26 protein-coding genes, 1 tRNA gene and 1 other annotated feature are annotated in these 23,825 nt (G+C 27.5%); of the genes, 13 read left to right on the forward strand and 14 right to left on the reverse strand.

The window, feature by feature from the left end; all coding sequences use genetic code 4:
• Window position 1: 1 nt before the first annotated feature.
• Window positions 2-83, reverse strand: a sequence feature (5S ribosomal RNA rRNA prediction is too short).
• A 71-nt stretch (window positions 84-154) separates the two neighbouring features.
• On the reverse strand, window positions 155-586 hold the full coding sequence (rpiB, locus tag C4B24_RS03660) for a ribose 5-phosphate isomerase B (RefSeq protein ID WP_131599421.1): 432 nt from the start codon (window positions 584-586) through the stop codon (window positions 155-157).
• A 55-nt stretch (window positions 587-641) separates the two neighbouring features.
• Entirely contained in the window at window positions 642-1,124 is a 483-nt protein-coding gene (locus C4B24_RS03665) for a Sua5/YciO/YrdC/YwlC family protein (RefSeq protein ID WP_131599422.1), read from the reverse strand.
• A gap of 52 nt (window positions 1,125-1,176) precedes the next feature.
• Between C4B24_RS03665 and prmC the strand changes: the two genes are divergently transcribed.
• The 4 genes from prmC (at window position 1,177) to C4B24_RS03685 (ending at window position 3,439) form a co-directional block, all read left to right on the forward strand.
• Window positions 1,177-1,884, forward strand: coding sequence for a peptide chain release factor N(5)-glutamine methyltransferase (gene prmC, locus C4B24_RS03670; RefSeq protein ID WP_246005077.1), 708 nt, complete (start codon window positions 1,177-1,179; stop codon window positions 1,882-1,884).
• Between the two features lie 61 nt (window positions 1,885-1,945).
• Window positions 1,946-2,019 (forward strand) — tRNA-Trp (locus C4B24_RS03675).
• Between the two features lie 135 nt (window positions 2,020-2,154).
• Window positions 2,155-2,655 carry a hypothetical protein gene (locus C4B24_RS03680; RefSeq protein WP_131599423.1) on the forward strand — a complete coding sequence of 167 codons (501 nt, stop codon included), beginning with the start codon at window positions 2,155-2,157 and terminating at the stop codon, window positions 2,653-2,655.
• 298 nt (window positions 2,656-2,953) lie between these two features.
• Window positions 2,954-3,439, forward strand: a complete 486-nt coding sequence (locus C4B24_RS03685) for a nuclear transport factor 2 family protein (RefSeq protein WP_131599424.1) — start codon at window positions 2,954-2,956, stop codon at window positions 3,437-3,439.
• A gap of 146 nt (window positions 3,440-3,585) precedes the next feature.
• Here C4B24_RS03685 and mutM read toward each other — a convergent pair whose 3' ends face one another.
• From mutM to tsaD, 4 genes are read right to left on the reverse strand one after another with little or no spacing between them, the layout of a single operon-like run.
• The gene (mutM, locus tag C4B24_RS03690; RefSeq protein WP_131599425.1) at window positions 3,586-4,410 is read right to left on the reverse strand and encodes a bifunctional DNA-formamidopyrimidine glycosylase/DNA-(apurinic or apyrimidinic site) lyase; all 825 of its coding nucleotides are present in this window, start codon (window positions 4,408-4,410) and stop codon (window positions 3,586-3,588) included.
• A gap of 19 nt (window positions 4,411-4,429) precedes the next feature.
• Window positions 4,430-4,714 carry a hypothetical protein gene (locus C4B24_RS03695; RefSeq protein ID WP_131599426.1) on the reverse strand — a complete coding sequence of 95 codons (285 nt, stop codon included), beginning with the start codon at window positions 4,712-4,714 and terminating at the stop codon, window positions 4,430-4,432.
• The gene (locus C4B24_RS03700) at window positions 4,704-5,651 is read right to left on the reverse strand and encodes an alpha/beta hydrolase (protein WP_131599427.1); all 948 of its coding nucleotides are present in this window, start codon (window positions 5,649-5,651) and stop codon (window positions 4,704-4,706) included. Before C4B24_RS03700 ends, C4B24_RS03695 begins: the two co-directional genes overlap by 11 nt.
• Window positions 5,652-5,699: 48 nt before the next feature.
• Window positions 5,700-6,623: a tRNA (adenosine(37)-N6)-threonylcarbamoyltransferase complex transferase subunit TsaD gene (gene tsaD, locus C4B24_RS03705; RefSeq protein WP_131599428.1), complete on the reverse strand. Its 924-nt coding sequence runs from the start codon at window positions 6,621-6,623 to the stop codon at window positions 5,700-5,702.
• Window positions 6,624-6,747: 124 nt separating this feature from the next.
• Here tsaD and C4B24_RS03710 point away from each other — a divergent pair, with 124 nt between their 5' ends.
• Window positions 6,748-7,842, forward strand: a complete 1,095-nt coding sequence (locus tag C4B24_RS03710) for a M42 family metallopeptidase (protein ID WP_131599429.1) — start codon at window positions 6,748-6,750, stop codon at window positions 7,840-7,842.
• 31 nt (window positions 7,843-7,873) lie between these two features.
• Here C4B24_RS03710 and C4B24_RS03715 read toward each other — a convergent pair whose 3' ends face one another.
• Together C4B24_RS03715 and C4B24_RS03720 are read right to left on the reverse strand one after the other, a co-directional pair.
• Window positions 7,874-8,665 (reverse strand): YcsE-related riboflavin metabolism phosphatase, encoded by a 792-nt coding sequence (locus C4B24_RS03715; protein WP_131599430.1) that lies wholly within the window; start codon window positions 8,663-8,665, stop codon window positions 7,874-7,876.
• 66 nt (window positions 8,666-8,731) lie between these two features.
• Window positions 8,732-9,883: a hypothetical protein gene (locus C4B24_RS03720; RefSeq protein WP_131599431.1), complete on the reverse strand. Its 1,152-nt coding sequence runs from the start codon at window positions 9,881-9,883 to the stop codon at window positions 8,732-8,734.
• 190 nt (window positions 9,884-10,073) lie between these two features.
• Between C4B24_RS03720 and C4B24_RS03725 the strand changes: the two genes are divergently transcribed.
• Entirely contained in the window at window positions 10,074-10,406 is a 333-nt protein-coding gene (locus tag C4B24_RS03725; protein ID WP_131599432.1) for a Vmc-like lipoprotein signal peptide domain-containing protein, read from the forward strand.
• 28 nt (window positions 10,407-10,434) lie between these two features.
• On the opposite strand, the gene tsaB is transcribed toward C4B24_RS03725, so the two are convergent.
• From tsaB to C4B24_RS03740, 3 genes are all read right to left on the reverse strand, one after another.
• Window positions 10,435-10,962: a tRNA (adenosine(37)-N6)-threonylcarbamoyltransferase complex dimerization subunit type 1 TsaB gene (tsaB, locus tag C4B24_RS03730; RefSeq protein WP_131599433.1), complete on the reverse strand. Its 528-nt coding sequence runs from the start codon at window positions 10,960-10,962 to the stop codon at window positions 10,435-10,437.
• Between the two features lie 183 nt (window positions 10,963-11,145).
• Window positions 11,146-11,523: a tRNA (adenosine(37)-N6)-threonylcarbamoyltransferase complex ATPase subunit type 1 TsaE gene (gene tsaE, locus C4B24_RS03735; RefSeq protein ID WP_131599434.1), complete on the reverse strand. Its 378-nt coding sequence runs from the start codon at window positions 11,521-11,523 to the stop codon at window positions 11,146-11,148.
• Between the two features lie 286 nt (window positions 11,524-11,809).
• On the reverse strand, window positions 11,810-13,117 hold the full coding sequence (locus tag C4B24_RS03740; protein WP_168388348.1) for a low temperature requirement protein A: 1,308 nt from the start codon (window positions 13,115-13,117) through the stop codon (window positions 11,810-11,812).
• Between the two features lie 126 nt (window positions 13,118-13,243).
• On the opposite strand from C4B24_RS03740, the gene C4B24_RS03745 reads away from it, so the two are divergent.
• A complete protein-coding gene (locus C4B24_RS03745; protein WP_131599436.1) occupies window positions 13,244-15,157 on the forward strand; it encodes an MYPU_1760 family metalloprotease in 1,914 nt (637 codons plus the stop codon).
• Between the two features lie 214 nt (window positions 15,158-15,371).
• On the opposite strand, the gene trmB is transcribed toward C4B24_RS03745, so the two are convergent.
• The gene (gene trmB, locus C4B24_RS03750; protein WP_131599437.1) at window positions 15,372-15,980 is read right to left on the reverse strand and encodes a tRNA (guanosine(46)-N7)-methyltransferase TrmB; all 609 of its coding nucleotides are present in this window, start codon (window positions 15,978-15,980) and stop codon (window positions 15,372-15,374) included.
• A gap of 118 nt (window positions 15,981-16,098) precedes the next feature.
• Here trmB and C4B24_RS03755 point away from each other — a divergent pair, with 118 nt between their 5' ends.
• From C4B24_RS03755 to C4B24_RS03765, 3 genes are all read left to right on the forward strand, one after another.
• Window positions 16,099-16,437, forward strand: a complete 339-nt coding sequence (locus C4B24_RS03755; protein ID WP_131599438.1) for a hypothetical protein — start codon at window positions 16,099-16,101, stop codon at window positions 16,435-16,437.
• Between the two features lie 2 nt (window positions 16,438-16,439).
• Window positions 16,440-17,939, forward strand: a complete 1,500-nt coding sequence (locus tag C4B24_RS03760) for an MYPU_1760 family metalloprotease (RefSeq protein WP_131599439.1) — start codon at window positions 16,440-16,442, stop codon at window positions 17,937-17,939.
• Window positions 17,940-18,063: 124 nt separating this feature from the next.
• Complete coding sequence (locus C4B24_RS03765) at window positions 18,064-18,528, forward strand: DUF402 domain-containing protein (protein ID WP_131599440.1); 465 nt, start codon at window positions 18,064-18,066, stop codon at window positions 18,526-18,528.
• 295 nt (window positions 18,529-18,823) lie between these two features.
• Here the strand turns inward: C4B24_RS03765 and C4B24_RS03770 are convergent, their stop codons facing one another.
• Window positions 18,824-19,666 carry a LacI family DNA-binding transcriptional regulator gene (locus C4B24_RS03770; RefSeq protein WP_131599441.1) on the reverse strand — a complete coding sequence of 281 codons (843 nt, stop codon included), beginning with the start codon at window positions 19,664-19,666 and terminating at the stop codon, window positions 18,824-18,826.
• Between the two features lie 91 nt (window positions 19,667-19,757).
• Here C4B24_RS03770 and C4B24_RS03775 point away from each other — a divergent pair, with 91 nt between their 5' ends.
• The 3 genes from C4B24_RS03775 to C4B24_RS03785 are packed head-to-tail and all read left to right on the forward strand — an operon-like array spanning window position 19,758 to window position 23,153.
• Window positions 19,758-21,263: a PTS transporter subunit EIIC gene (locus C4B24_RS03775; protein ID WP_131599442.1), complete on the forward strand. Its 1,506-nt coding sequence runs from the start codon at window positions 19,758-19,760 to the stop codon at window positions 21,261-21,263.
• Complete coding sequence (locus C4B24_RS03780) at window positions 21,263-22,837, forward strand: alpha,alpha-phosphotrehalase (RefSeq protein ID WP_131599443.1); 1,575 nt, start codon at window positions 21,263-21,265, stop codon at window positions 22,835-22,837. Before C4B24_RS03775 ends, C4B24_RS03780 begins: the two co-directional genes overlap by 1 nt.
• A gap of 1 nt (window position 22,838) precedes the next feature.
• A complete protein-coding gene (locus C4B24_RS03785; protein WP_131599444.1) occupies window positions 22,839-23,153 on the forward strand; it encodes a hypothetical protein in 315 nt (104 codons plus the stop codon).
• 109 nt (window positions 23,154-23,262) lie between these two features.
• On the opposite strand, the gene C4B24_RS03790 is transcribed toward C4B24_RS03785, so the two are convergent.
• On the reverse strand, window positions 23,263-23,766 hold the full coding sequence (locus C4B24_RS03790; RefSeq protein ID WP_131599445.1) for a cob(I)yrinic acid a,c-diamide adenosyltransferase: 504 nt from the start codon (window positions 23,764-23,766) through the stop codon (window positions 23,263-23,265).
• Window positions 23,767-23,825: the final 59 nt, after the last annotated feature.

A 23,825-nucleotide genomic window follows, 5' to 3' on the forward strand; every position in this document is an offset into this window, starting at 1 on the left:
CTTACGGCTATCGTCGACGTTAACAGGCTTAACTTCTGAGTTCGGAAAGGATTCAGGTGCACTCTGTTGCTATAATCACCATAGTTATTATACATAAAATAAATATATATATTACACTTTTTTTATTTTTTTAAAATGCATATAAAAATGTGCATTAGCACATATCAAGAGTTTCAACTCTTTTTTGGTGTCTTCCACCTTCAAATTTTTCATTTAAGAATGCATCAACCATTTCAATCGCTGTTTTCTCATCTAGTAATCTTTCTCCAAGAGCGATTACATTAGAATCATTATGTTGTCTAGTTAGTTTGGCATCCTCTACATCAAATACCCTTGCTGCTCTAACACCCTTGAATCTATTAGCTGCAATTGATATACCAATTCCAGAACCACATACAGCAATACCAAAAGGTGCTTTACCATTTGATATAGCTTCTCCAAGTGTAAGACCATATGAAGCATAGTTAGCTCTTTCAGGTGAATCACAACCTAAATCTTGAACTTCATAACCTTTATTTAAAAGATGTGCTTCAATCGCTTTTTTTAACTTAAATCCCGCATGATCAGATGCCATTAAAATTTTCATTTTTACCTGCCTTATATTTAAATATATTGAATATACTATTTATATAATAATATCATTATTTCTCAATCTTAATTGATCCTTGTCTAAAAATTTTAAAATCACTTGCTCTTACGATAGTAGAAGCAACTTTACTACCAACCCCAAAATCATAAACTTCTTTAATTTCAGGAAATGTTTTTTTAGCTTCCTCTAGATCTAATGTGGGGTCCCCTGATTTATTAGCACTAGTCATATATATAGGACCTTTAATTTTTATTAATTCAATTAGTTGTTTATTATTTGGAATCCTAATTCCGATTTCTCCTATTATTATTGTTACTTGTCCTGGCCAATATTTTTGGGCCAATTTTTCAGCATTATTGTTTCATCCTTCAAATTTACGCGCCTCTTCAATAGAACTAACCATAACCAATAAAGGTTTATTGCTAGGTCTGTTTTTTATCGAGAATAATTTTTGTTCATTTTCTTTGCTCATTGGAGCACCAATTCCAACTACTGTATCAGTTGTTGAAATAAATATATTTGTATATTGTTTCATAATACTTTTATTATAGTTAATAAACACATTTTTTATCCTTTATAATAATTATGTGAATAATCAATTTTTAAAAATGAAATATAAAAATGAGTTCTATACAAGAAATAAGAATGAACTAATAAAAGAATCAAAAGATGAACTTGCCAGAATAGAAAATGGTGAACCATTACATAAGGTGCTTGGATATATCGAAATGACTAATTTAAAAATAAATGTTGAAAAAGATGTTTTAATACCAAGGTATGAAACAGAAGAATTAGTTTTTTTAGCTAAAAAATATATTAATAAAAAATCGGATGTTTTAGATCTTTGTACCGGAAGCGGTTATATTGCTCTAGCTTTGAAAAAGATGACAAATGCAAATATAACAGCTTCTGATATATCTAATGAAGCAATTGAGCAAACAAAAATAAATGCAAAAATAAATAATTTAGATATTGAAGTAGTAAAAAGCGACTTATTTGAAAACATCAAAAAAAAGTTTGATGTTATTGTTTCTAACCCCCCTTATATACCAGAAGATAATAAATTATCAGACTCTGTAATTAATCATGAACCACACTTGGCATTATTTGGTGGTAAAGATGGTAATGATATTTATAAGTTGATTATGAAAGACGTTTTTAAATTTTTAAATAAAGATGGTATTATTATTTTTGAAATTTCAGAAGATAATGTTGATTATTTTAGAAAAAATAATTTTAAAATAATCAAGGATATAAATAATAAAAATAGGATAGCATTATTAAGTAGGAAGTAAATTTTATATTTTTATATAAATTGAATATAATATTTTAAAAGTAATGCCTAATTATTTTAATGGGAGTATAGTTTAATGGCAAAACAACGGATTCCAAACCCGTTGATGTGGGTTCGATTCCTACTACTCTCGCCAAATCAATATTTGACCAATAAAACTGGGATTTTCCTGGTTTTTTATATTTAAATGTATATTTTATTGTAAAATACATTATCATTAAATAGAGGCCAAACTTATTTTAAAGTTGAGTCCAACAAAAGGGGTAAGAACATGAAAAAAGATTTTTTCAATAATAAAATTCCGAGTTATACGCATTTTATGTGGAAATTAGACCATATAAGTTTGAAAATGAAAGAGACATTTGCAAGTGAATTCTTAGCTAAACTTCAGAAATTTGCACCCTCTTTACATAAAAATGATTTATACATCATCAACTCAATTATTTTTGAGGAAAAGGTCACTAAAAAAAGTATTGCCGACTTTTTAAAGAAGGATCCTGGAAACGTTTCTAGAAACATTGATGCTTTAATCGAAAACTGTGTAATAGAAAAGGAAATAACAAAAATTGATAATAAAAAGAAAGTTTTTTTATCAATAAAAGAATCTTTTTATAAAAAATATATTGTTTTAGCACATGAGTTTGCTGAAAGAACATTTAAAATTCATTTTATAAAGATAATCAATGAATTGAATGAAAATTCTGATTCTGATGATTTAAAAGCAGTAACACAAATTTTAGAAGAATTGAAATACAAGCACGACAATAAATAATTTACCTAATATATAACATCAAAATAACTGATAGTTTAAATAGTGACATAAATATTTATGTCACTACATAATTTTAAAAAAGACACAAGACTTAGCGAGTCTTCTTTTTTATCCTAAAAATGAGTCTTATTTGCGTTACTACGTAATATCAAATTACTTTTATAATTGCTTTTTATGTTTTTATGATAATTTAGATAATGTTACCAATCATTATTTCTTTTATATAAATGACTGGAATATTTAGATATAATATTCCTATACATTTAGATATATATTAAGTGTACAAATTAGGAGAAATATGCAAAATAAAAAAATAATTGAATCTTTTTATGATTCTTGAATTAATAAAGATATCAATTCACTAAAAAAAATATATCATCATGAAGTTACATTCAATGATGAAGCTTTTAGAAATCTTGACTGAGATAAAACAATTTCAATGTGATCGATGCTTTTCAACAGGAATAAAAATCCTAATTTAAATTGTGCTTATGAAATTAAAGAAATAAAAGGCGACATAGTTAAAACTGAAATTAAATTAGAATACTTTTTTGGTAAAGATAAAAATCCTGTTACCAATTGTATATCAACTACTTTTGAAATAAAGGATGGAAAGATTATTAATCAACTTGATGCTTTTGATTTTAAAAAATGATTCAATCAAGCATTTAATATTCAAAAATCTAAATCAGGTTTATACTATAAGACAGTTCAAAAACTCACAAGAATAAAAGTTAAAAAAGATTTAGCAAAGTTCCAAAGAAATTCAAAAACTAATAAGTAAAAAATAACATTGCATTTTAATTGGATGCATTGATGTTATTTTTTTATTATCCAGTATTATCTTTAGGTTTTAATAACTTATTGTATTAGTTAATATGAAAAACACCCTTGTTTGAAAAGAGTGTTTCCATTATTTTTTGAACAAATTTATATTCTTTGACAATTTGGGCATGTTGTAGTACCCCTACCATTTACTTTTGTTTTTTGTAATATTTCCTTACAACGCGGACAAGGGTTTTTTGCTTTTCCAAAAACTTTCAAGTAATTTTGATATTCTCCCGGTTTACCATTAACTGATCCATATGTTTGGATTGAAGATCCACCCAATCTTGTTGAATGATCCATTATTCTTGCACCAATTTCTAAAATTAGTTTCGCTTGTTTTTTATTAATGTTTTTTGCAGGAGTTTCTGGATGAATTTTTGCTTCTCACAATGTTTCATCAACGTAGATATTCCCAAATCCCAAAACATGCTTTTGATCTAAAATAACTGTTTTAATTGCTCTAGATGTTCTTTTTAATGATTCTAAAAAGTCATCAACATTTGTATTTTGGGGTTCCTTACCCAAATCGAGTAATGGCTTTTTATCTAAAAAAGTTTCTTCATCTCTTAGATGCATAGTTCCAAATTTTCTTGGATCAACATAATGCAATTCACTTTCATCATCAAAAATGAAAATTGAACACGTATGTTTGACCAACTCTTTTGGTTTTTTATCAAAATAATAATAAGAACCAGTCATTCTTAAATGGGATAGTATTATTTTACTCTTAGTTAATTTAAAAACTATCCATTTCCCAATATTAGTTACTTTCACTATTTTAGTGTTTGCAATAGATTTTTCAAAATCTTCTCATGAAATATCTTTTAAAATCTTTGGAATTGGAAATTCCACCCTTGAAATTGTCTTACCTTCAACTAAAATATTCATATCTTTGGTAACAGTTCTAACTTCTGGCATTTCTGGCATATTTCACCACCTTAAATTATTATTTTTCTAAATTTTCTATTCTTTTTTCTAGTTCTGCTATTTTTTCTAAACTTTTTATTGTCTCTTTTTTGGCATTATCTAATTTATTTCATAATGATAGTGCTACCGTTCACATAAAAACATAATAAATAGCTCCGGCTATTCAAGCTCACAGTTGGAATTTATTAAGATTACTAAAGTTATCTCAACCCAATACTGCTAACCCTATTAGTGGTATTACATTTGCTAAAATACCAAATATATAAATGTGTGTTTTTGTTAATTTAAATAATTTACTTTTCATTTCTTACTCCTTTTATGAATTCATCTAAATTTTTGATTCATTCTTTTTGATTTTTTTCGTCTGTTAAAATTCTTACATGTTTTGAATCTTCAACTTCAAAAGTTTTATATTTTACTTTTTCTTCATCGAACATCTTAACTATTCTTTCATGTTCCTTTAAAGGAACAATTGAATCTGCTCTAGTATTAATTAATAATATTGGCATCTTAAAATATTTCATATGTTTCTTCTTGACTCGGACACTCAATAGATTAGCACCAGATATTAATATAAGTCATCTAATTACAAAAAATAACATTAATTTGGCAATAATTTTTGGAATCCCTTTGTTTCTCATCCCTTTTATTGCTGGTTTTGAAAAACTAAAATATCCTGATTCAACAACTATAAAATCAACATTTTTATTTCTTTGAAATCTTTTTACTCAATTAAATACAGTTGCTGCACCCATTGATTCACCATGTAAACCAATTGATAATACAACATTTTTATTTTCAACATCCGCCTTTATTGCATTAAGCAATTCAGCCTCTTTATACCCAAATGTTGAATTACCAAGTGAGGTATGTTCATTATATCCTCTACCATCAAAAACAACCGCATTATAACCAAAGTCATTTCAAATCTTTGCATACTTAAGCATTCTCTCTTTTCTATTAGAAACCCCGTGCACAAGTATTACATATTTTTTGTTTTTCTCAAGACCTCATATTTCATATTTGCATGAATCTACTTTTTCTTTCTTTAAAGGACCCTTTTTCATATATTTTTTTAGATCAAACAATTTTTCAACACCTTTTGAATCCTCCTCAACAATTTGTTTTAGAGAATATATTTTTGGGTGTGAAATCTTATAAGCAATTATTGCAGCAAAAATTTGTATTGCCAATGTCAATAGTATAATTACAATAAGAATTATTAATATTTTTATATCCATATTATTAATGATAACACTTAATTAAAAAAGCAATGGTTATACCATTACTTATTTGGAATATAGTATTTCAGCAGTTTTAGCTATCATCGCTCCATTATCTGTTGCATATTTTAAGTTTGGAATAATTGCATTTTCATGTAATTCAACAAATTTTTCTCTAACCATGGAATTAGCAGAAACTCCACCAGCCAAAATAATACACTTAGGATTATATTTTTTAATAGCAAGTTTAGTTTTGTTCATTAAAGAAGTTACAGCCGCAATTTGAAATGCTGCCGCAATTTCTTTTTTGTCAATTTCAATACCTTTTTGTTTATTGTTATGAATATAATTAATAACATGAGATTTTAAGCCAGAAAACGAAAGATTTAAAGTCTTATCATTCATCGGTATAGGAAACTCCAGTGTGGGAGTGTATCCTTTTGCTATTTTATCTATATGTGGCCCCCCGGGGTAACCTAATTCTAATTTACGAGCAACTTTGTCATATGTTTCCCCAACAGCATCATCTTGAGTTTGACCAACAATTTGTATATCTGTTGGTGAATTAGCTAGCATTATTTGTGAATGACCACCCGAGACAACTAGAGCGATTGCAGGGTAAGATATTTCATGATTTATAGCACTTGAAAATATGTGCCCAGTCAAATGATTTATTGGTTTAATTTCAACCTCAAGAGCAAAAGCAATACCATGTGCCAATAAAGAACCCATATGTAATGCTCCTATTAATCCAGGTTCCTTTGTATAGGCCACAAGATCCACATCATCAATATTTATTTTCTCTTTAATCTGTTCAAGAACAATTGCAACATTCATTGCATGTTCCCTTGATGCTATTTCTGGAACTACGCCACCAAATTTGGCGTGTTCTTCGATTTGAGAGTAAGTAATCATTACTTTAACTTCTCCATTTTCAATTACCGCTATTGATGTATCATCATGCGAAGTTTCAATTCCTATTATTTTCATATATTTATTATATACAAGTGAGCTCTCTAAGTTAATAAAATATTTCATACAAACTTTAAATAAAAAACTATAATTGTATAGACATACTTAATAAGTAATATTAAATATGCGAAAAGGAGATAAAATGTCAATTAAAAAAAATAATAATGACTTATGAAAATTATTAGAATCTTACCTTTCAATTGAAGGGATGTCAAGATATGAAGATGAAGTTGCCAAAGCACTTAGAGAAAACACAAAAGATGCTGGTTTCGAATATTCAAGAGACGGCATGGGTTCACTTATTATGAATAAAAAAGGGAATGCTAATGGGCCAAAAATTATGGTTGCTGCACATATGGATGAAGTTGGTTTTATTGTGTTAGATATTCAAAAGAATGGTCAAATTAAACTTTCAATGGTTGGAGGAGTTTGACCACACACAGTTGTGGGTCAATCTGCAAGATTAATTAATTCAGAAGGTAAAGTTTACAGAGGAATTTTTGGACATACTTCAATACATATTCTTGAAAGAGAAAAAGTTACCAAAACAATGAAACTAAACGAAATGTTTGTTGATTGTGGATTCAAATCAAAAGAAGAAGCAATCGAAGCTGGAGTTGAACCTGGAGATAGAGTTTACATGGAAGCAAATAACTTTACAATGGGTAAAGATAATGAATATGTAGTTGGTAAAGCAATGGATAACCGTGCAGGAGTTACAATTATTGACCAAGTAGTTAATAATTTAAAAGATGTTAAAAATAATAACGATCTTTATGTTGTTGGTACAGTTCAAGAAGAAGTTGGTACACGTGGTGCTAGAACATCCGTTTCAAAAATTAATCCTGATATTGCGATCGCTATTGACACATGTGCATCACATGATACATTCGGAGCTATTGCAGGAGTACAAGAACTTGGTAAGGGAATTGCACTTCGTGTTAAAGATGGTGGAACAATGATGGATCCAAAATTGGTAAAATTTATCTATTCACTAGCTAAAAAACACAACATTCCTTGTTACAAATTTGTTGCTCAAGGTGGTGGAACAGATGCTGCACAAATGCAGTACGGAAAAGGTGGAGTTGCAACAATTACACTTTCAATTCCTCAAAGATATCTACACTCACCACATGGTGTTTGTCACTTAACAGATATTAAAGCAGGTATTCAATTAATTACTGAATTTGTTAAAGTTTATGATGCAGACGCATGAAAAGAAATGCAATATAAATAATAAAAAAGCACCATTGGTGCTTTTGTTAATTCTAAAGGATATTCATTTCCTTTAGTTTTTTTATTGTTCCAAAATTAGTAGCAGTGTCGCAACCATCATTTGCCATTTCTCTTACTTCTTTTTTTGCAATACCCATTGCAATACCCATTCCAACTTCTTTTAACATTGTTTTGTCATTCATTCCATCTCCAAATGCAATAATTTCAGACATTTTAATGTTTTCAATTTCACACAATTTTTCTAACCCGCTTGCTTTATGAACACCCTCTGGTCCTATAAACATTCCTTTATCTCAAATTGTATTAACACTAACTCCTGGAATAGTGTTTGCAAAATCGATAATATTTTTTTGAATTTTTGAATTGCTTGTACGTATAATAATTTGATGTATTTTTTCATTAGAGATCTCTTCATAATCCATAACTTTAATCCTATTGTAAAAATCCTTTCAAAATTTATCATCTTTATAACATTCCTTTTCTTTAAAGTAAACCGACTTTTGAGTTATAGCACTTAAATTTATTTTATTTTCAAGACAAAAATCATCTATTTTTTTAAAATCTTCAAAAGGAACTGATTTTTCAAAAATGTTTTCTTTGGTTTTCATGTCATATACAAATGCACCATTAGCACCTAAAAAGTAATCTATATTAGGAGTATTAATCAAATCTGCAATAGTTACAAATTCTCTACCAGTTACAAATGCAACTATATATCCCTTTCTTTTAAGTTCCGCAAACATCTCATGCACTTCATTTGAAAACTCTTTGTCTCCATATGGAAGTATTGTTCCGTCAATATCAAAAGCAATTATTTTATACATTAAACACTCTCCTTTTGGTTTTTATAATTATAGATTAAAAAAGGCAAACTACTTAAAGTTCGCAACTTATTTATTCCTTCCTCTTGCAAATAGAAGGGTGATAATTACAAATAATAAAGTACTTGCAATACCTATAAAGGTATATACCATTACTTCTCCACTTATAGATTTTGCACCCGAAGTATCTTCTTTTGTTAATCCGTTTACAATTATCGAAAAATTATTTTGACCATGAATTGCAAATGTTTTGTCAGGTTCAACTTTCGCTGTTATTTCATCTCCATTAGAAAGATTTTTTAATTCTTTTCTATCAATATCTTTACCGTTAATTGCAAACTTAATTGAAGCGTGCTGAATTCCATTGATTTTTAAAATGTGACCTTTTTTATTTTGACCATTAAATTTCGATTCTTTAAATGGATTCTCTACCACAATTTCCTTACCTAGTCCAGACACTACATATGTAAACCTTGCTTGCTTTACTGGTTTTCCATCTTGCTCTATTATATTTTGTGAATTATTTGACTTAATAATTAAAGTAATTACATCTTTATTTTTCAAATCTTCGATTTCCATTTTAGCTTTAGGCACAGCCTTGCCATTTAATTCAACATTAACAATAGTGCTAATAGAAGGAGTTGGTATTTTAAAAATAGCCTTGCCATTAACACCAGTTATTTTTGTTTCAAAAAATGGATTACGAACTATTATTGCTCGTCTAGAAATTTTTTGCAAACCTTTAAAAGAGAATTCGAACTCTTTGGTTATTGTTCCATCGCTAAATTCAAATCCTGTTTTAGTCTTTAATGCAACTATCATTTTTTTATTTTCAATTTTAATAATATTTTTAAAACTTGTTTGATCTAGCTCAACTTCTTTTTCATCGAAACCTAACATTGTTATTAAATTTTTATTTTTGGATAATAATAATTTTGACAACTCTTGGATATCATATCTTTTATTATGAATTGACATTCTTAAGTCAATTATTGGTTTAACATTAGTAGTATTAACAATTGAATTTACGTGGGTATTATATAAATTTAAATCTTCTATATTTGTATTTTTATAAATGATCGCAGTGTTTAAATTATTTAGTACTAGTGCTGATTTTTTCACTTCTTTATTTGATTGTGAAATCACTCCAGTAGTCGCTGTTGCAACTGCAAACATTGACAATACCGTTATGTTAATTAACTTAATTTTTTTATTTTTCATATTTTAAATTGCCTCCAAATTAATTCAATAAATTTGCATTTCTAAAATAAAACACACAATTTAATAAATATTGTAATATATCTTGTATTTTACACATTTATCAATAAAAGTCAAGAAAATTTAAAATATTCGCATTTTCTCCATTATAAAAATAAATAAACTATTAATATAATTCATATATTATATTTATATGAATAAAAGAAAAAAGATATCAATAGGTTTTGTTACATCGCTGGCAATCATTGCTCCAATAGCATTAGTTAGTTCATGTAAAGATATAACCGCTGAAGCTAATAAAGACATTAACTATCCTAATTTAAACTATAAAAAATCAGGGATTAATGGTTTTAAAAACCTTTCAGAAAAAATAAAAGAAGATTGAGATAACAAAATGGGAGAAAAATTTATAATTAAAATCACTAATAAATCAAATAAATCTAAAGAATTTTCTATTTTAAAAAAAGATGGGGAATTAAAAAGAGATAAAAAAATAAGTGAGATAAAAGATTTTTACGAGCAATAAAATTAATTAATAAAAAAACAGCTAATCATTAACCGATTTTGGCTGTTTTTATATACTGAGGATGAACACTTAAAATATTTTCTTCTAATTTAAATATCTTGAAGAAGTCAACTGGATTTTTAATTAATTCATCATAATCTTGTTTTGTAGACTCTTGAAAAGGAACTAATGTAATCTCTTGATTAAGTAATCCGTTATTTACACTAGCAAAATAAGACATTTTACTTCTTGCATCTATAAAAATTTCTTTCTCTCCGTGTGGACCTGCAATTAATTGAGGTGAAGTTGTTGTATGTAAATTAGCTTTTGTAATTTGGCAAATTGATCTTGCAAAAACCAATCCAGTTCTAGCACCTGTAAATGAACCGGGACCAATAGTTATGTAGAAATCAGTTATTTGGTTAGTTTTGACACCGTTTAAGGTATCTAAAAATGCTTGCGGTAATGCATCGGCTTTTTTAACAAGATTTTTTTCTAATGTGTATTTGATAGTCTTCCCATCTTTAACTAATGATATAAACATATCCTTATTTGATGTATCGATAAATATTTTCATAAATCAATTATACAAGCAAAATAAAAAAAGGAATTTAAACCATTAAAATAAATTATATATTAACAATATCACTATCAATTTAAGCACTTTGATATAAAATGATTTTTAATACATTCCACTGAATAAAAAAAACTGGCAAATATCAATTCTTTTCTAAATTACTATATTAGTTGTGATATTGATTTATATAACTTCATAAATATGCTCATTATTATCACCCATTGAAACATTGATATATGTTGCATCATCAAAAATTTCATCTAAATTATTTGATCATTCAATAAAAACTATTTTATCCTCAAAATAATCTTCATATTCTTCAAGCGATCCTGTTATTTTATAAGCATCAATATGAACAAACTTTTCATAGACTTTCATAATATTGAAAGTTGGAGAGGTAACAACATCAGTTTCGCCTAATTCCTTTGCTATAAATTTTATTAAAGTGGTTTTACCTGCCCCCATTTGTCCATTAAGTAAAACGAATCTTGTTTTTAGATTACCAATAAATTCCTTGGCAAATATTTCAGTATCTTTAAGTGTTCTAGAAATGTGTTTCATGTTTTTATTATAAAGAAAAAAATGAGAGATTGTTGCTAATCATTCTCTTTATTGTAATGTTGGATTATTGTTATTATTGATCTAATAAATAAAATATACAAGATTTACATATTAAAGATTTTATTTGGACTTAAAGTTACTCCTTATTAAAAGCCCTATGTAAATAAACATAAGCATTTTATTAAGGTTTTTATTTGTTTTGAATTTTTGAATATAAAAAGTGCTCTGCTTGAATTTCAAATCTAAGCATCGCACTTTTAATTTCAACCAGAAAAATAAAAGATACTTATCAATCATTTTTCGTCTTAGGAAGTTGCGCCTCAAACTCTTTAATTGTCATATGCAAATATTTCTTTTTCGACTTAATCATTGCAACAGAAGTTAAAATTATAGTTGTTATTTCAAGAGTTATTATTCCTCAAATCATAATTTCCTCTTGCTTGAATACTAATGTAAAGGAAATTACAACTAATAACCCTGCTATCCACAATACAAGAACAACAATTCTAAATAAAGAGTCTTCAAGATACCTTTTATTCTTATTGAATGTATTGAATGAGAATAATACTATTTTTGAAGTACCGGCATACAACAAGTTACCAACAAGTAAAAGTAAGACAGACTCTTCATTGAATCCTTTAATTGCTAATGAAAGCCCACATGATATAAATAACATAGAGAAGAACATTAATAACATTATGAATGAGTAAATTCAAATTCATTTATATGATTTTTTAAGATCGTTATAATTCAATAAATCAAAATAAATTCAAAACATCAAAAATACTTGTAATATAGAAGCAAATAAATATACAAATGATTCAGTATCATGATGGTGGGCAAATGAAGAAATAATTTGAATAATAATTTCACCAAGAAACGCAATGTATAAAATTGAAAATCTCTCTTTCAATAAGTGTCTACTGATATTAGGGAAGTGAGATGTATATCTCCTCATAGAAGAAAAAAGGTCACCAAGAAGTTGAATTAGAAACTCAACAGCTCATAATATCGTTATTAATTTTGTTCATTTGTCTTCAACAATATTTGAAGTTCCGTCAATAGCTATTGGAATAATTAATGAAATAGTTATGAGTAAAAAAGAGATTGTTCTTGTTATACCTTTAATCATTAGATATCAAAAGAAGAAATTATCATCTTTGTTACTCATAGCTGCAGAAATAAATATTCAAGATACAGAGACCATCAGCGCTCCATAAGAACATAGATTTAAATAAACTAAATAAACATCTGGAACTTCTCCTTTTGCATAACCAGTGGAAGCCATCAAAACCATCGGAAACATACAAGAAAATATAACCAGCCTATGTCGTAAATCCCTGACTTCAAACTTAATCGAGTACATTGTTAATGCTCTTCAAACTAATAGAGTTGATAATGTTTGTAAAATAATAAATGACATTGAAACTCAACCAACAGAATGATTTTGTACATCAAATATTAATTTATGTGCAATTCCACCAATCAAAGCCACGACTACAATATCAAAAAATAGTTCTAGCAATGATGCTGGTCTTTGAACTTTTATTAATCTTGGTTTGTTTCATATTTTTAAATTTTTTTGTTCTACCATATACCCACATTTTATCATAAAGTGGTATTTTACAAGGATAATACAAAAACGACTAGTTTATTATTTTTATTTTTTAAAAATGGAATATAATTTAATAAATACTTTTAGTAAGAAATGAGGGATATTATGGCAATAAAAAAATGGAAAATAGCTATAGCAATTTTAGGGGGGTTTATCTTTACCGGTTCAATAGCTGTACTAACTTTTGCCATAATTAGAAATAACAATAGAAAAGTTAAAGATGAAAATGCATATCCATATAGAGAAATGAAAAATGCAAAGGAAATTTGATACAACAGTGACAAACCAACACCAAATTCTAATTGAGATTTTAAAATAAAAATTTATCCATATGATAATAATAAATATTGACTAAATGACAATGAAATGCAAGCCCTTAAACAAATTCTTAAGGAAAAACTTTACCACGGTCCAGAAATTACAGATTTAAAGGAAATAGTTTTAGGTAATACAAATGTTATAAAAAAAGATTCAGGAGGTTTATACTATCCACAATCAAAACAAATTTTTATTAATATTGAAGATTATAAAAATGCTTCAATGACTACACAAGATAAACTTCATGCGATTATTTCAACGATAACTCATGAATATGGTCATCATATCGAGGGAGCTTATTTAACATCAGAAACTTCTCAAAATGGTTGAAAGGGTGATAATAAGTTTTTGCAAAATGGAACTACAATGAATAAAAAAGGTTCTTCAAGACATTGAAATAAAAATTTTATGGATTCATTTTACAAATCTTTAAATTACAATAACACATCAACAATAACTAAAAGCTCAAAACCCATTGGCGAATCAATAGCTTCTACATATTCTTTATCAGATTTATTTTGAAAATCTCTGAAAAATATTCCAAAAACAAATTTTGGGGTATGAAACTTATTCAATGATCGCGAAGAAGATTTAATAGCAAAGGAAACATTGCAACAAAAAAATACACGAATCAGAAATCACATTATTGTAAAGGCACCAATAATCCCTAGTTTTGATGCAGAAAATGCAAACTATAGATATTCTTTTGATGAAATTGTAACAAGACAACTTGGACAATTGATGCATGTGTATGATATTCCACCTATATATAATGGAGCAAACAAAGAGACATTTGGACTCACTCTTAATAAATTTCAATCTCCAGTTATTGAAAGAGAAGACGGAACTAAGGGATATAAATATATTTATAATACTTTTGTTTCTGATTTAGCACATTCAGTTCAATTAATTCAAATTCAAGGACAAGAAGATAAAATTCGTCAAATTGGATTTGATTATGATACAAAGGAAGTTTACCTTAAGCAAACAAATCCAAAAGGTTTTTACAAGGATTATATGTTTGGGAAAAATGGAAGTGCTTCAATAGCAACTGAAGTATATAATGCATTCACAAAGGCCATGGGTTATGGGAAATTAATAAGTAATGTAAGAGTTGAAAATAAAGTTAGATTCAACTATGAAATACTCCATAATAGTAGAAAACTTACAGATATAATAAACAATGCTGTTAATTATGAAAATATAAAGATATCTGGTTTTGCACCAGAAAATATATCGGGAATATACTATGGAGATAAAAATAAAATAAATCCTTCCAAACTTAAAAAATTCTCAAGTATAAACGAAAGAAAAAAACTTTGAAACTTCCAAAGAAAAAGAAGTGTTTTTGGTTCTCTTGATTCTAGTATTTCTAAAATGCCCGAAACTCCCGGAAAATGAATTCCTTATAATGTTATGGTTCAAAAGGATCCAGAAAAAAATAAAACACTATATTGATGAATGGATAAAAATAACAATCACACATTAGACAAAGATGAGTTATTAGAAACTAAACAACTAAAAAAAATGGGGCTAGATATACATAAGAAACCAATATCTATTCCTATAAAAGCTGAAGATATTTATGGACGTGATTCTTCATTAAATACTTTTAGATATTTCTATGGAGATTATGATTCACTTAATAAAAGGATAGAAAAAATTAATTTCAATAAAGATGATTTATCATTAACACTTTAAAAAAGCCAAATGATAAGAAGACATACTAACGCAAAATAAAATACCCTCTTTTATATAAGAAGGTAATTTTTTTAATAAATATTTAAATAAAAGAGGCTTGGCTTAACAACTTTTAATTGACCAATAATTAATTCATGTTTCATACACCATCCGTTTTTTTTGCAAAATTAAAAACGCAAGCATAGCTAACGTTTGTAAATTCTTTATGTTAAACTTATTTAAACTTAGCTCTTAAAAAATTAATGTTCTTCCCGCTTTCAGATCATTTTTTTTCATAACCAGTCATTACATTACCTTCAATTCATTCAGAGCTATGGAAATCTCTTGTTATAGCAAGAATGTCCATTCCATATTCTTTCATTGATTCAAGTGAATATTCAAAGAATTTATCATTATCGCTCTTAAGATTTATTACACCATCTTTTGTAAGTATTTCTTTATATAAATCAAGGAATGACTTGTAAGTTAATCTTCTTTTTTCATGTCTTGCCTTAGGTCAAGGATCTGAAAAAGTTAATCAAATAGTATCAACTTCACCATTGATTAATTCCGGTAAATCCTTAATATCTTTATCAATAATTAAAAAGTTATCTAACTCTAATTTTTCAGCCCTTTTCATAGCTTTGTGTGCAACTGTAGCAAATTTTTCAATACCAATAAAGAATTTATCTTTATTTTCCTTTGCCAATTGGGTAATCATTTCTCCTTTTCCCATCCCTAATTCAATAACAACATTTTTGTCAACATTGAATGGATATTTTTTGATTGTATATTTAGAGTTGTCTAACTCATTTTGTGCATTTGGGTTGTTTCTTAATCTCATATAAAATATTTTAACATTTTATTTTGATTATTATGGTCAATATAATATAATTGACTTGCAAAATTGAGTATAAAATATATATTTAAAAAATATTATTACCGATAAGCTAGGAGAAAAATTGAAAAAATCTAGCAAATTTACAAAATTAAAAATAATTGGGTACACTATAACATTACTAGGGTTACTATCAACAATTGCTGTTGGTAGTTATTTTATACACAATGCTTTTATTTCTAAAAAAAATATTCCATCAGAAGATTATAGGGAAATGAAGAACCCAAAAACCATTTGATACCATAGTGGTTCAACAAATAGCGATTCAAAATATGCCAATCCTAATTGAGATTTTCAAATAAAGGTTTTTCCTTATGAAAATGGTGAATATTGATTGGATGAAGATGGACTTAAGGAATTAAGAAGTACTATGAAAAAAGACTTTATCATGGCCAAGAAGTAGCAATGCTTAACGATATTATTTTTGGAGATACTAATATAGTAAGTTCAGAAAGTAATGGCCTTTACTTGCCACTTACCAAAGAAATTTTCTTAAATATCGATTGATGAAAGAATTCCAATAGAATATCAAATAAAAAGAAAATAGACGGAATTTTTTCAACAATTAATCACGAGTACGGACATCATATTTCTAATATGTATTTAAATACCTCATATGCATTTGACAGTTGGCAAGGCGATGACGGTTATGTACCTTTAAATACAACCGGAGATGTTTTTAGCCCAACGCATTGAAATAAAGAATTTACTGAAACATTTTATGAAACATTAAACTACAATAATAAAGAGTTGAGCCCTTATAAAAGCAATAGAATAAATTCAATAAGTTCCAAAATATCTTTATTTGATCTTTTTTGAAAGGCTAATGGACTTAAAAAAGTTAAATGAGTTGATGAAAACTATGAATTTGGATTGCCTGTAAGTCACTTTGAAAACTCACAAGGTGAATTGTTCATCCCACGGTTTAAAGGTGTCCATTCTGAAGAATTTAATGAGTATAGATATTCACTAGATGAAATAGTTACAAGACAACTTGGACAACTAATGAATGTTTATAAAATACCGGATAATGAATCATTAATTGGTAGCATGGTTCATGACCCAGATAAAAATACTAACTCTGCCGAGACATTTTTATTAGATGCAAACTCTTCTATACAAATTGGTACAAGTTTTACAAATCAAAGGCATCTTGGTTTAGCCGGTTTAAAGAAAGTAAATGGTAAATGAATAGTAACGAATGATGAAGGTTTTTATAAGGATTACATTTTTGGTAAAAATAAGGATATAGATGGCAAACTTATTTCGAGAGCAAAAAGAATATATGATTCATTTACAACTTCGATGGGATATGGAAAATTAATTTCAAATATCTATGCAAAGAATAAAACATTTGCAACCGTAGATCCAACAACTTTGAATATTAGCGCCAAATATAGCGATGATAATTTAGATGAAAAATCATTTAAAATATCAGGATTTGCCCCAAAAAACGTAAGCGGTATTTATCGTGGTGATTTAAAAAATATAAACGAAGAAAACCTTCACAGGTTCGGTTCTATTAAAGATAGAATAGGACTTTGAAGTTTTAATAGAAAATCTAAATTATTATCACAAGATGTTGACTACTCAATTTCAAAAGGTGCGATAACTAAAAAAGATTGAATCCCATATATAACAAATGATTATATAGATGCAAGTTATGACTATAATGGTGGTTTTATGTGATGAATTGATGATAATTCAAATAATAAATTAGATCCAGGAGAATTAAAACCTACAACAAAGATAATTGGTACTACCAATAGTGTAGAATTAAAAAGGGACATGCTAAATCAATGAATACCAATTTCAACTTTTAGACAGTCTTGAGGGGAAGGTCTTAAATTCCCAAGAATAACAGTTAGTGAAGATGGATTAGGAATAGAACTAACTAAATATTAGAAAGAAGGTTATTATTAATAAAAAACCAATATTAGGTTCAATCATAGATGTTCAGGCATTTAAACATGATGGGACACTATACAGACAATGAAATGGATTAAAAGTTATTGAGGTTTCTCCTTTTATGACTGTTCTATTTGCCTTTAAAACAAAAGTTGCAGAGGATAATGGACAACGTTGAATAATTAGAGAACCAATGCTATGATTTTTCTCGAGTGAAGACTTCTTTAATACCAATGTTCTTCTAAGGGAATCTGGTTCATATTTCTATACAAATCTTTCAAGTCCGTATTTATTTGAAGATAATACAGTTAAATATATAGACTATGATTTAGATGTAAAAATGTATCCAAATAAAAAAACAAGAGTTGTTGATAAAGAAGAATATGAAAGACACAAAATTGAATTTAACTATCCAGATAAATTAATAAAAAGAATTGATAAAACAATAAAAGGTGTTCTAAGAGATATTAGAAATAAAGATGGTATATTTAACTATGATATTATCAACTCTTATGTTCAGCAATTAAAAGACCAAAAGATGTTGAAAAGCAATTTAAAAATAAATAAAGATAAAAAGGCTTATTAAACTTAAATAAATCTTACATATTAAATTGTATTACACTAGCTTCTGCTAGTGTTTTTAATGTAATATTTTATTTTTAAATAATTTAAAATCTTGCTTCAGTCATTGATTACAATATTTTTATTTATGGCTGTGAAAATATAAAATTTCTAATCCTTTTAATATTACTAATAGTGCTAATGTTGAGTTTTTACTATTGATTTCAAGGAAATTCAAGTTTATACTTCCTTAGTTTTTTCACCAATAAATTAATGAGTTAAAAAACAATATCATCTTTTGCGATACTGATTTTTTATATTTATTTAATATATTTTGCTTTTACTATAATATTTTCATTATTTTCTAATTTACAAAGACGCGCTATACATAATCCAACATAATATTGATCTACAAAAACTCACTCAGTTTTCTTTGTATATTCGATTGGTTGGGAATAAGAAATAACAATAGAATTGCTTTTTTTGGTATGACTTATGCGTGTATATAATGAATTGCTTTGGTAAAAATTTATATTCTTTGTTGCAATATTTTTAGAAACAGTTAAACTGATATTCGCTTTTTTTAATTGTTCTATTCTTCTAGAGAAAGAAGGTATGTCTTCTTTGTTATCATAAACAAAGTTTATCTTATTGTATTTTTTGGAAATATCTTTAAACGCTGCTTCATAGGAAACAGAAACATTAGAAGCATAAGGGTTTTCATAATTATAAACAACAACTTTTGAATATTTTGAAGCTTTATTTAATATTTTTTCAAATTTTTCAGTTGGATTTATTGGTGCAAAGATGACTAAATTTTTTGGCTCTTCAGAAATTGCTTCTTCAATACCTTTAATAACTTGTTCTTCGTTTTGGCCACTATATTTAACAATTACATTAGATGAAACATTTTCGATAATACCAGAAACAATATTATCTAAAGTTGTTGATTTAATAAGAGTTCTTAAAATTATTAACTGGTTATTTTTACCTCTAACCCTAGCAGCAGCAGATTTTTTTACAAAATTATATTTCTCTATATTTTTACTTATTATAAGTTTATTTTTTTTAGATACAGCTCCACCATTAAAAAATCTAGATAAAGTTCCTATGGAAACATTAGATAATGCAGCTAATTCTTTGAAGTTTATTTTTTCATTCATGCCTTTATTATATATTTTTATCATTTAGTTTTTATATTAATTTAAGAGTATAATATACTTGTGGAAACGTTTCCACATTTAAGGAGAAAATATGAGTAAGAAAAATAAATATTCTGAAGAGGTAACCAAGTTAATTGAATTACTTGGTGGAAAAACAAATATTTCTTCAGCGATGCATTGTGTTTCTAGACTAAGATTAGTTTTAAAAGATATAACTTTGGTTGATGATAAAGCTATATCAAAACTTAATTATTCAAGGGGTACTATTAAATTGCAAAATAATCAATATCACGTTATTATTGGCGCAGATATACCTAATTATTTCAAGGAGTTTTCAGAACAAACAAATATTAGCGAATCTTCAAAGGAAGAATTAAAAATGGATGCTGCATCTAATGGAACATTTATCCAAAGAATGATGCAACATTTTTCCGAAATTTTCATTCCTTTAATTCCTGCACTTGTTGCAGGTGGATTAATACTTGGTTTCAGAAATATTCTTGAAGCAGACTTTAATGGTTATGTAATTGTTAACCATTCAGCATTTATGAAAGGAGTAAATGACTTTCTTTGAATACCAGCACAAGCTATTTTTTGGTATTTACCCGTCACACTTTCATGATCCATTTTTAAAAAAATGGGTGGATCTCAAGTACTTGGGATTATCATTGGTTTAACAATGTTATTACCTCCATTAATTAATACATACGGAGTTTCTGGTAGTGGAGTTAATTGAATTTGAAACATGGATTTGTCTAAATTTGGATTTGACTTTGGTTCATTTAAATTCCCATGAAAAATATCATATACAGCACAAGTTATACCAGCAATAGGTGTGGCTTTTGCAGGAGTTTATATTGAACGTGGTTTAAATAGAATTACGCCAGCTATTTTAAAACAAATTATTGTTCCACTAGTAACTGTTTTAGGAGCTTATATTCTTGCAATGGTTATCATTGGACCAATCGGTTGAACTATAGGTACAGCAATATCATTTGCAGTTAAATGAGCACTAACAAATACAATTGCCAAGTACTTCTTTGCGCCTATATTCGGGTTATTGTATGCACCGTTAGTTGTTACGGGGATGCATCATATGCTAAACGCTGTAATGATTCAAAATACAGCAACTATTGGTGGTTCATTATTCTTCCCAATTCTTGCATTATCAAATATTGCACAAGGTGCAGCAGCATTAGCGTTTACTATTATTCACAGGAAATCAGAAAAAATGAAACAAGTTGGTTCCTCATCGACAATCGCCGCATGACTAGGTGTAACAGAACCTGCCATGTATGGAATTAACTTAAGATATGTAGCACCATTCCTTGCAAGTATTATTGGAGCAAGTGTTGGGGCATTATTCATTACTATTTCTGGTGTAACATCAGCAGGTATTGGTAATGGTGCATGACTAGGTGTACTATCAATTCAAGCTCAATCTGGAATTAAAGGTGTTCATACATGAGTTGGAACTGGTTACTTATGATTCTTAGTTGGTGCAGGAATAACAACTGCAATTTCCGTATTGGGAACAATATTCTTAAGAAAAATTCCAAGATTCCAAAAAATCGAGAAAAGAGTTGGTATTCTATAATGAAAAAAATTGTTTATCAAGTCTATCCCTTATCATTTAAAGATCATACAAATAATGGGAAGGGCGATTTAAAAGGGGTTATCGAAAAACTAGATTATATTTCTGATTTAGGGGTTGATTATTTATGATTAACACCATTTTTCAAAACACCCTTTAGAGACAATGGTTATGATGTCGCCGATTATTATAACGTTGACCAAAGCTTTGGTACAAATCAAGATTTATTGGATTTAATTAAGCAAGCAAAAGAAAAAAACATAAAAATAATGTTGGATATGGTTTTTAACCATACATCAACAGAACATAAATGATTCAAGGGATGATTATCTGGAGAACCAGAATATAAAGATTTTTATATTTCTAAATATTCAAAGGGAACTCCCCCTACGAATTGGCAATCTAAATTTGGTGGTTCGGCATGAAAAGAGTATAAACCTAGTAATTGATACTTACATCTTTTTGATGAGACACAAGCTGATTTAAATTGAGAAAATAAACAAGTGAGAGAGAAGATATTTGAAGTTATTAAGTATTATATTTCCATAGGAATCAAAGGATTTAGATTTGATGTTATTAATTTGATATCTAAAGATAAATTTGTTGATGATAACCAAGGAGATGGAAGGAAATATTATACTGATGGTCCAAGAGCACACGAATTTATTCAGGAATTAAGTTCCAATTTCCCCAAGGATATAGATTTCCTTACAGTTGGAGAACTTTCTTCCACTACACTTAAAGACACTATAAAATATGCCAACAAGGATAGAACAGAATTAGACTCTGTATTTACATTCCATCATTTAAAAGTTGATTATGATGGTCTTAATAAGTTTATTGATAAAAAGCCAGACATTAAGAAACTTTATGACATTTCAAAACAATGGTTTGTCAATGTAGATAATGAAGGTTCAAAAATGGCAACATTTTTAAATAATCATGATCAGCCAAGATCAGTTTCAAGGTTTATTGATAAAAAATATAGAATTCCGGGGGCAAAAATGTTATTTGCTTTTACATCATGTATGCCAGGAATTCCATATATATATCAAGGTGAAGAAATAGGTATGGAAAATGTAGATTTTACAAATCCAGATGACTTTAGAGATATTGAAACTATAAATTATTTAAAGGCCAATAATTATAGTTACATACCAGAAGGTGTAAAACAAAAATCAAGGGATAACTCAAGAACACCAATGCAATGAGATTCTAGCCAAAATGCCGGATTTTCAAGGGTTAAACCTTGAATAAATGTCAATGATAACTATAAAGAGATTAATGTGGAAGATTCTTTAAAAGATAAAAAATCTATTCTTAATTTCTATAAAGAACACATTAAATTCTTGAAAGAAAATGATGTTCAACTATTAGGAAAAATAGAATTTGAAGAGTATTTTGAAAATGTTATTTGCTACTTAAGAATTTTTAAAGGAAAAAAACAAAGATGTATATTTTCATTTTCAAATAAAAATACAAAATTTAAATTTGAAGGAAGAGTTATAAAATCAAATTACGAAGAAATTAAAGAAAACGAATTGTTACCCTATCAATTCATAATATTGGAGGATTAAAATGAAATTTATAAATAACCTATTTAGAAAAATTAAAAATAGATTTGACAATGTATGGGTTGATACATACCCATGATATTGACATATAGCCAACTTTATTGGTGGGCTTATTTGCGCAATTTTTTTCGTTGTAACACAACACCAATATTCAACAGGAACAAAAGTTGGTCTATTCTTTGCAATTGCAGCTATTGGCTACTTATTTATGTTAGCCTTTACATATGGTATTGTACGTGCCAGAAATGGTTGAACCAAAAAAAAGAAAGTAACCTCGCCAAATAAAAAAGTTGCTTTAAATATATTTGCAATAATTTAAAATATAATAGTTTTGTTGTTGTAACTAAAACATAAAAATCCAAACGCGCTAGTTTGGATTTTTATGTTTTTTTATTTTCTATTAATTAGTTTAAATTTGTAATTAATCTTTAAAATTCAATTCCTTTTTTAGCTTTTACCCCTTTATCGAAGTAATGTTTTTCAGGTATAAACTCAGTTATTAAATCAGCAACTTCAAATATAGAATCAAGTTTATAGTGACCAGAAATTAAAATATCAGCATTATTTCTATATGGTGTTTGAATAGCCAAAATAATCTCATCTTCTGTTGCGTGTTTTGTTTTGACAAGATCTAAACCTTCATCAATAAAAATCACTTCAGCTTTAGATGAAGATATAGCATTAAGACCTTTTAATACAATTTCTCTTTCTTTTCTTTTTTCTTCGTCCGTCATTTCTATTGTAAATTTATCTGTGTAATGAAAATTTCTAACAACTACACCTAATTTTGCAAGTTGTTCATCTTCACCAGTTTTTCTTCCTTTTAAAAATCTAAAATATTCAATTTTTTTATTGGCACTAATGGCTCTTAAAACAGTTCCATTAAGTGTAGAAGTCTTACCTCTACCAAATCCATAATATATATGTAGCATAGTTATTAAATTATATTCCTTTACTTATTTTCAAAATTAAAAAAATACTAAAAAGTATT

The organism is Mycoplasma marinum, from assembly GCF_004335975.1.
Lineage (GTDB): Bacteria > Bacillota_I > Bacilli_A > Mycoplasmatales > Metamycoplasmataceae > Mycoplasma_K > Mycoplasma_K marinum.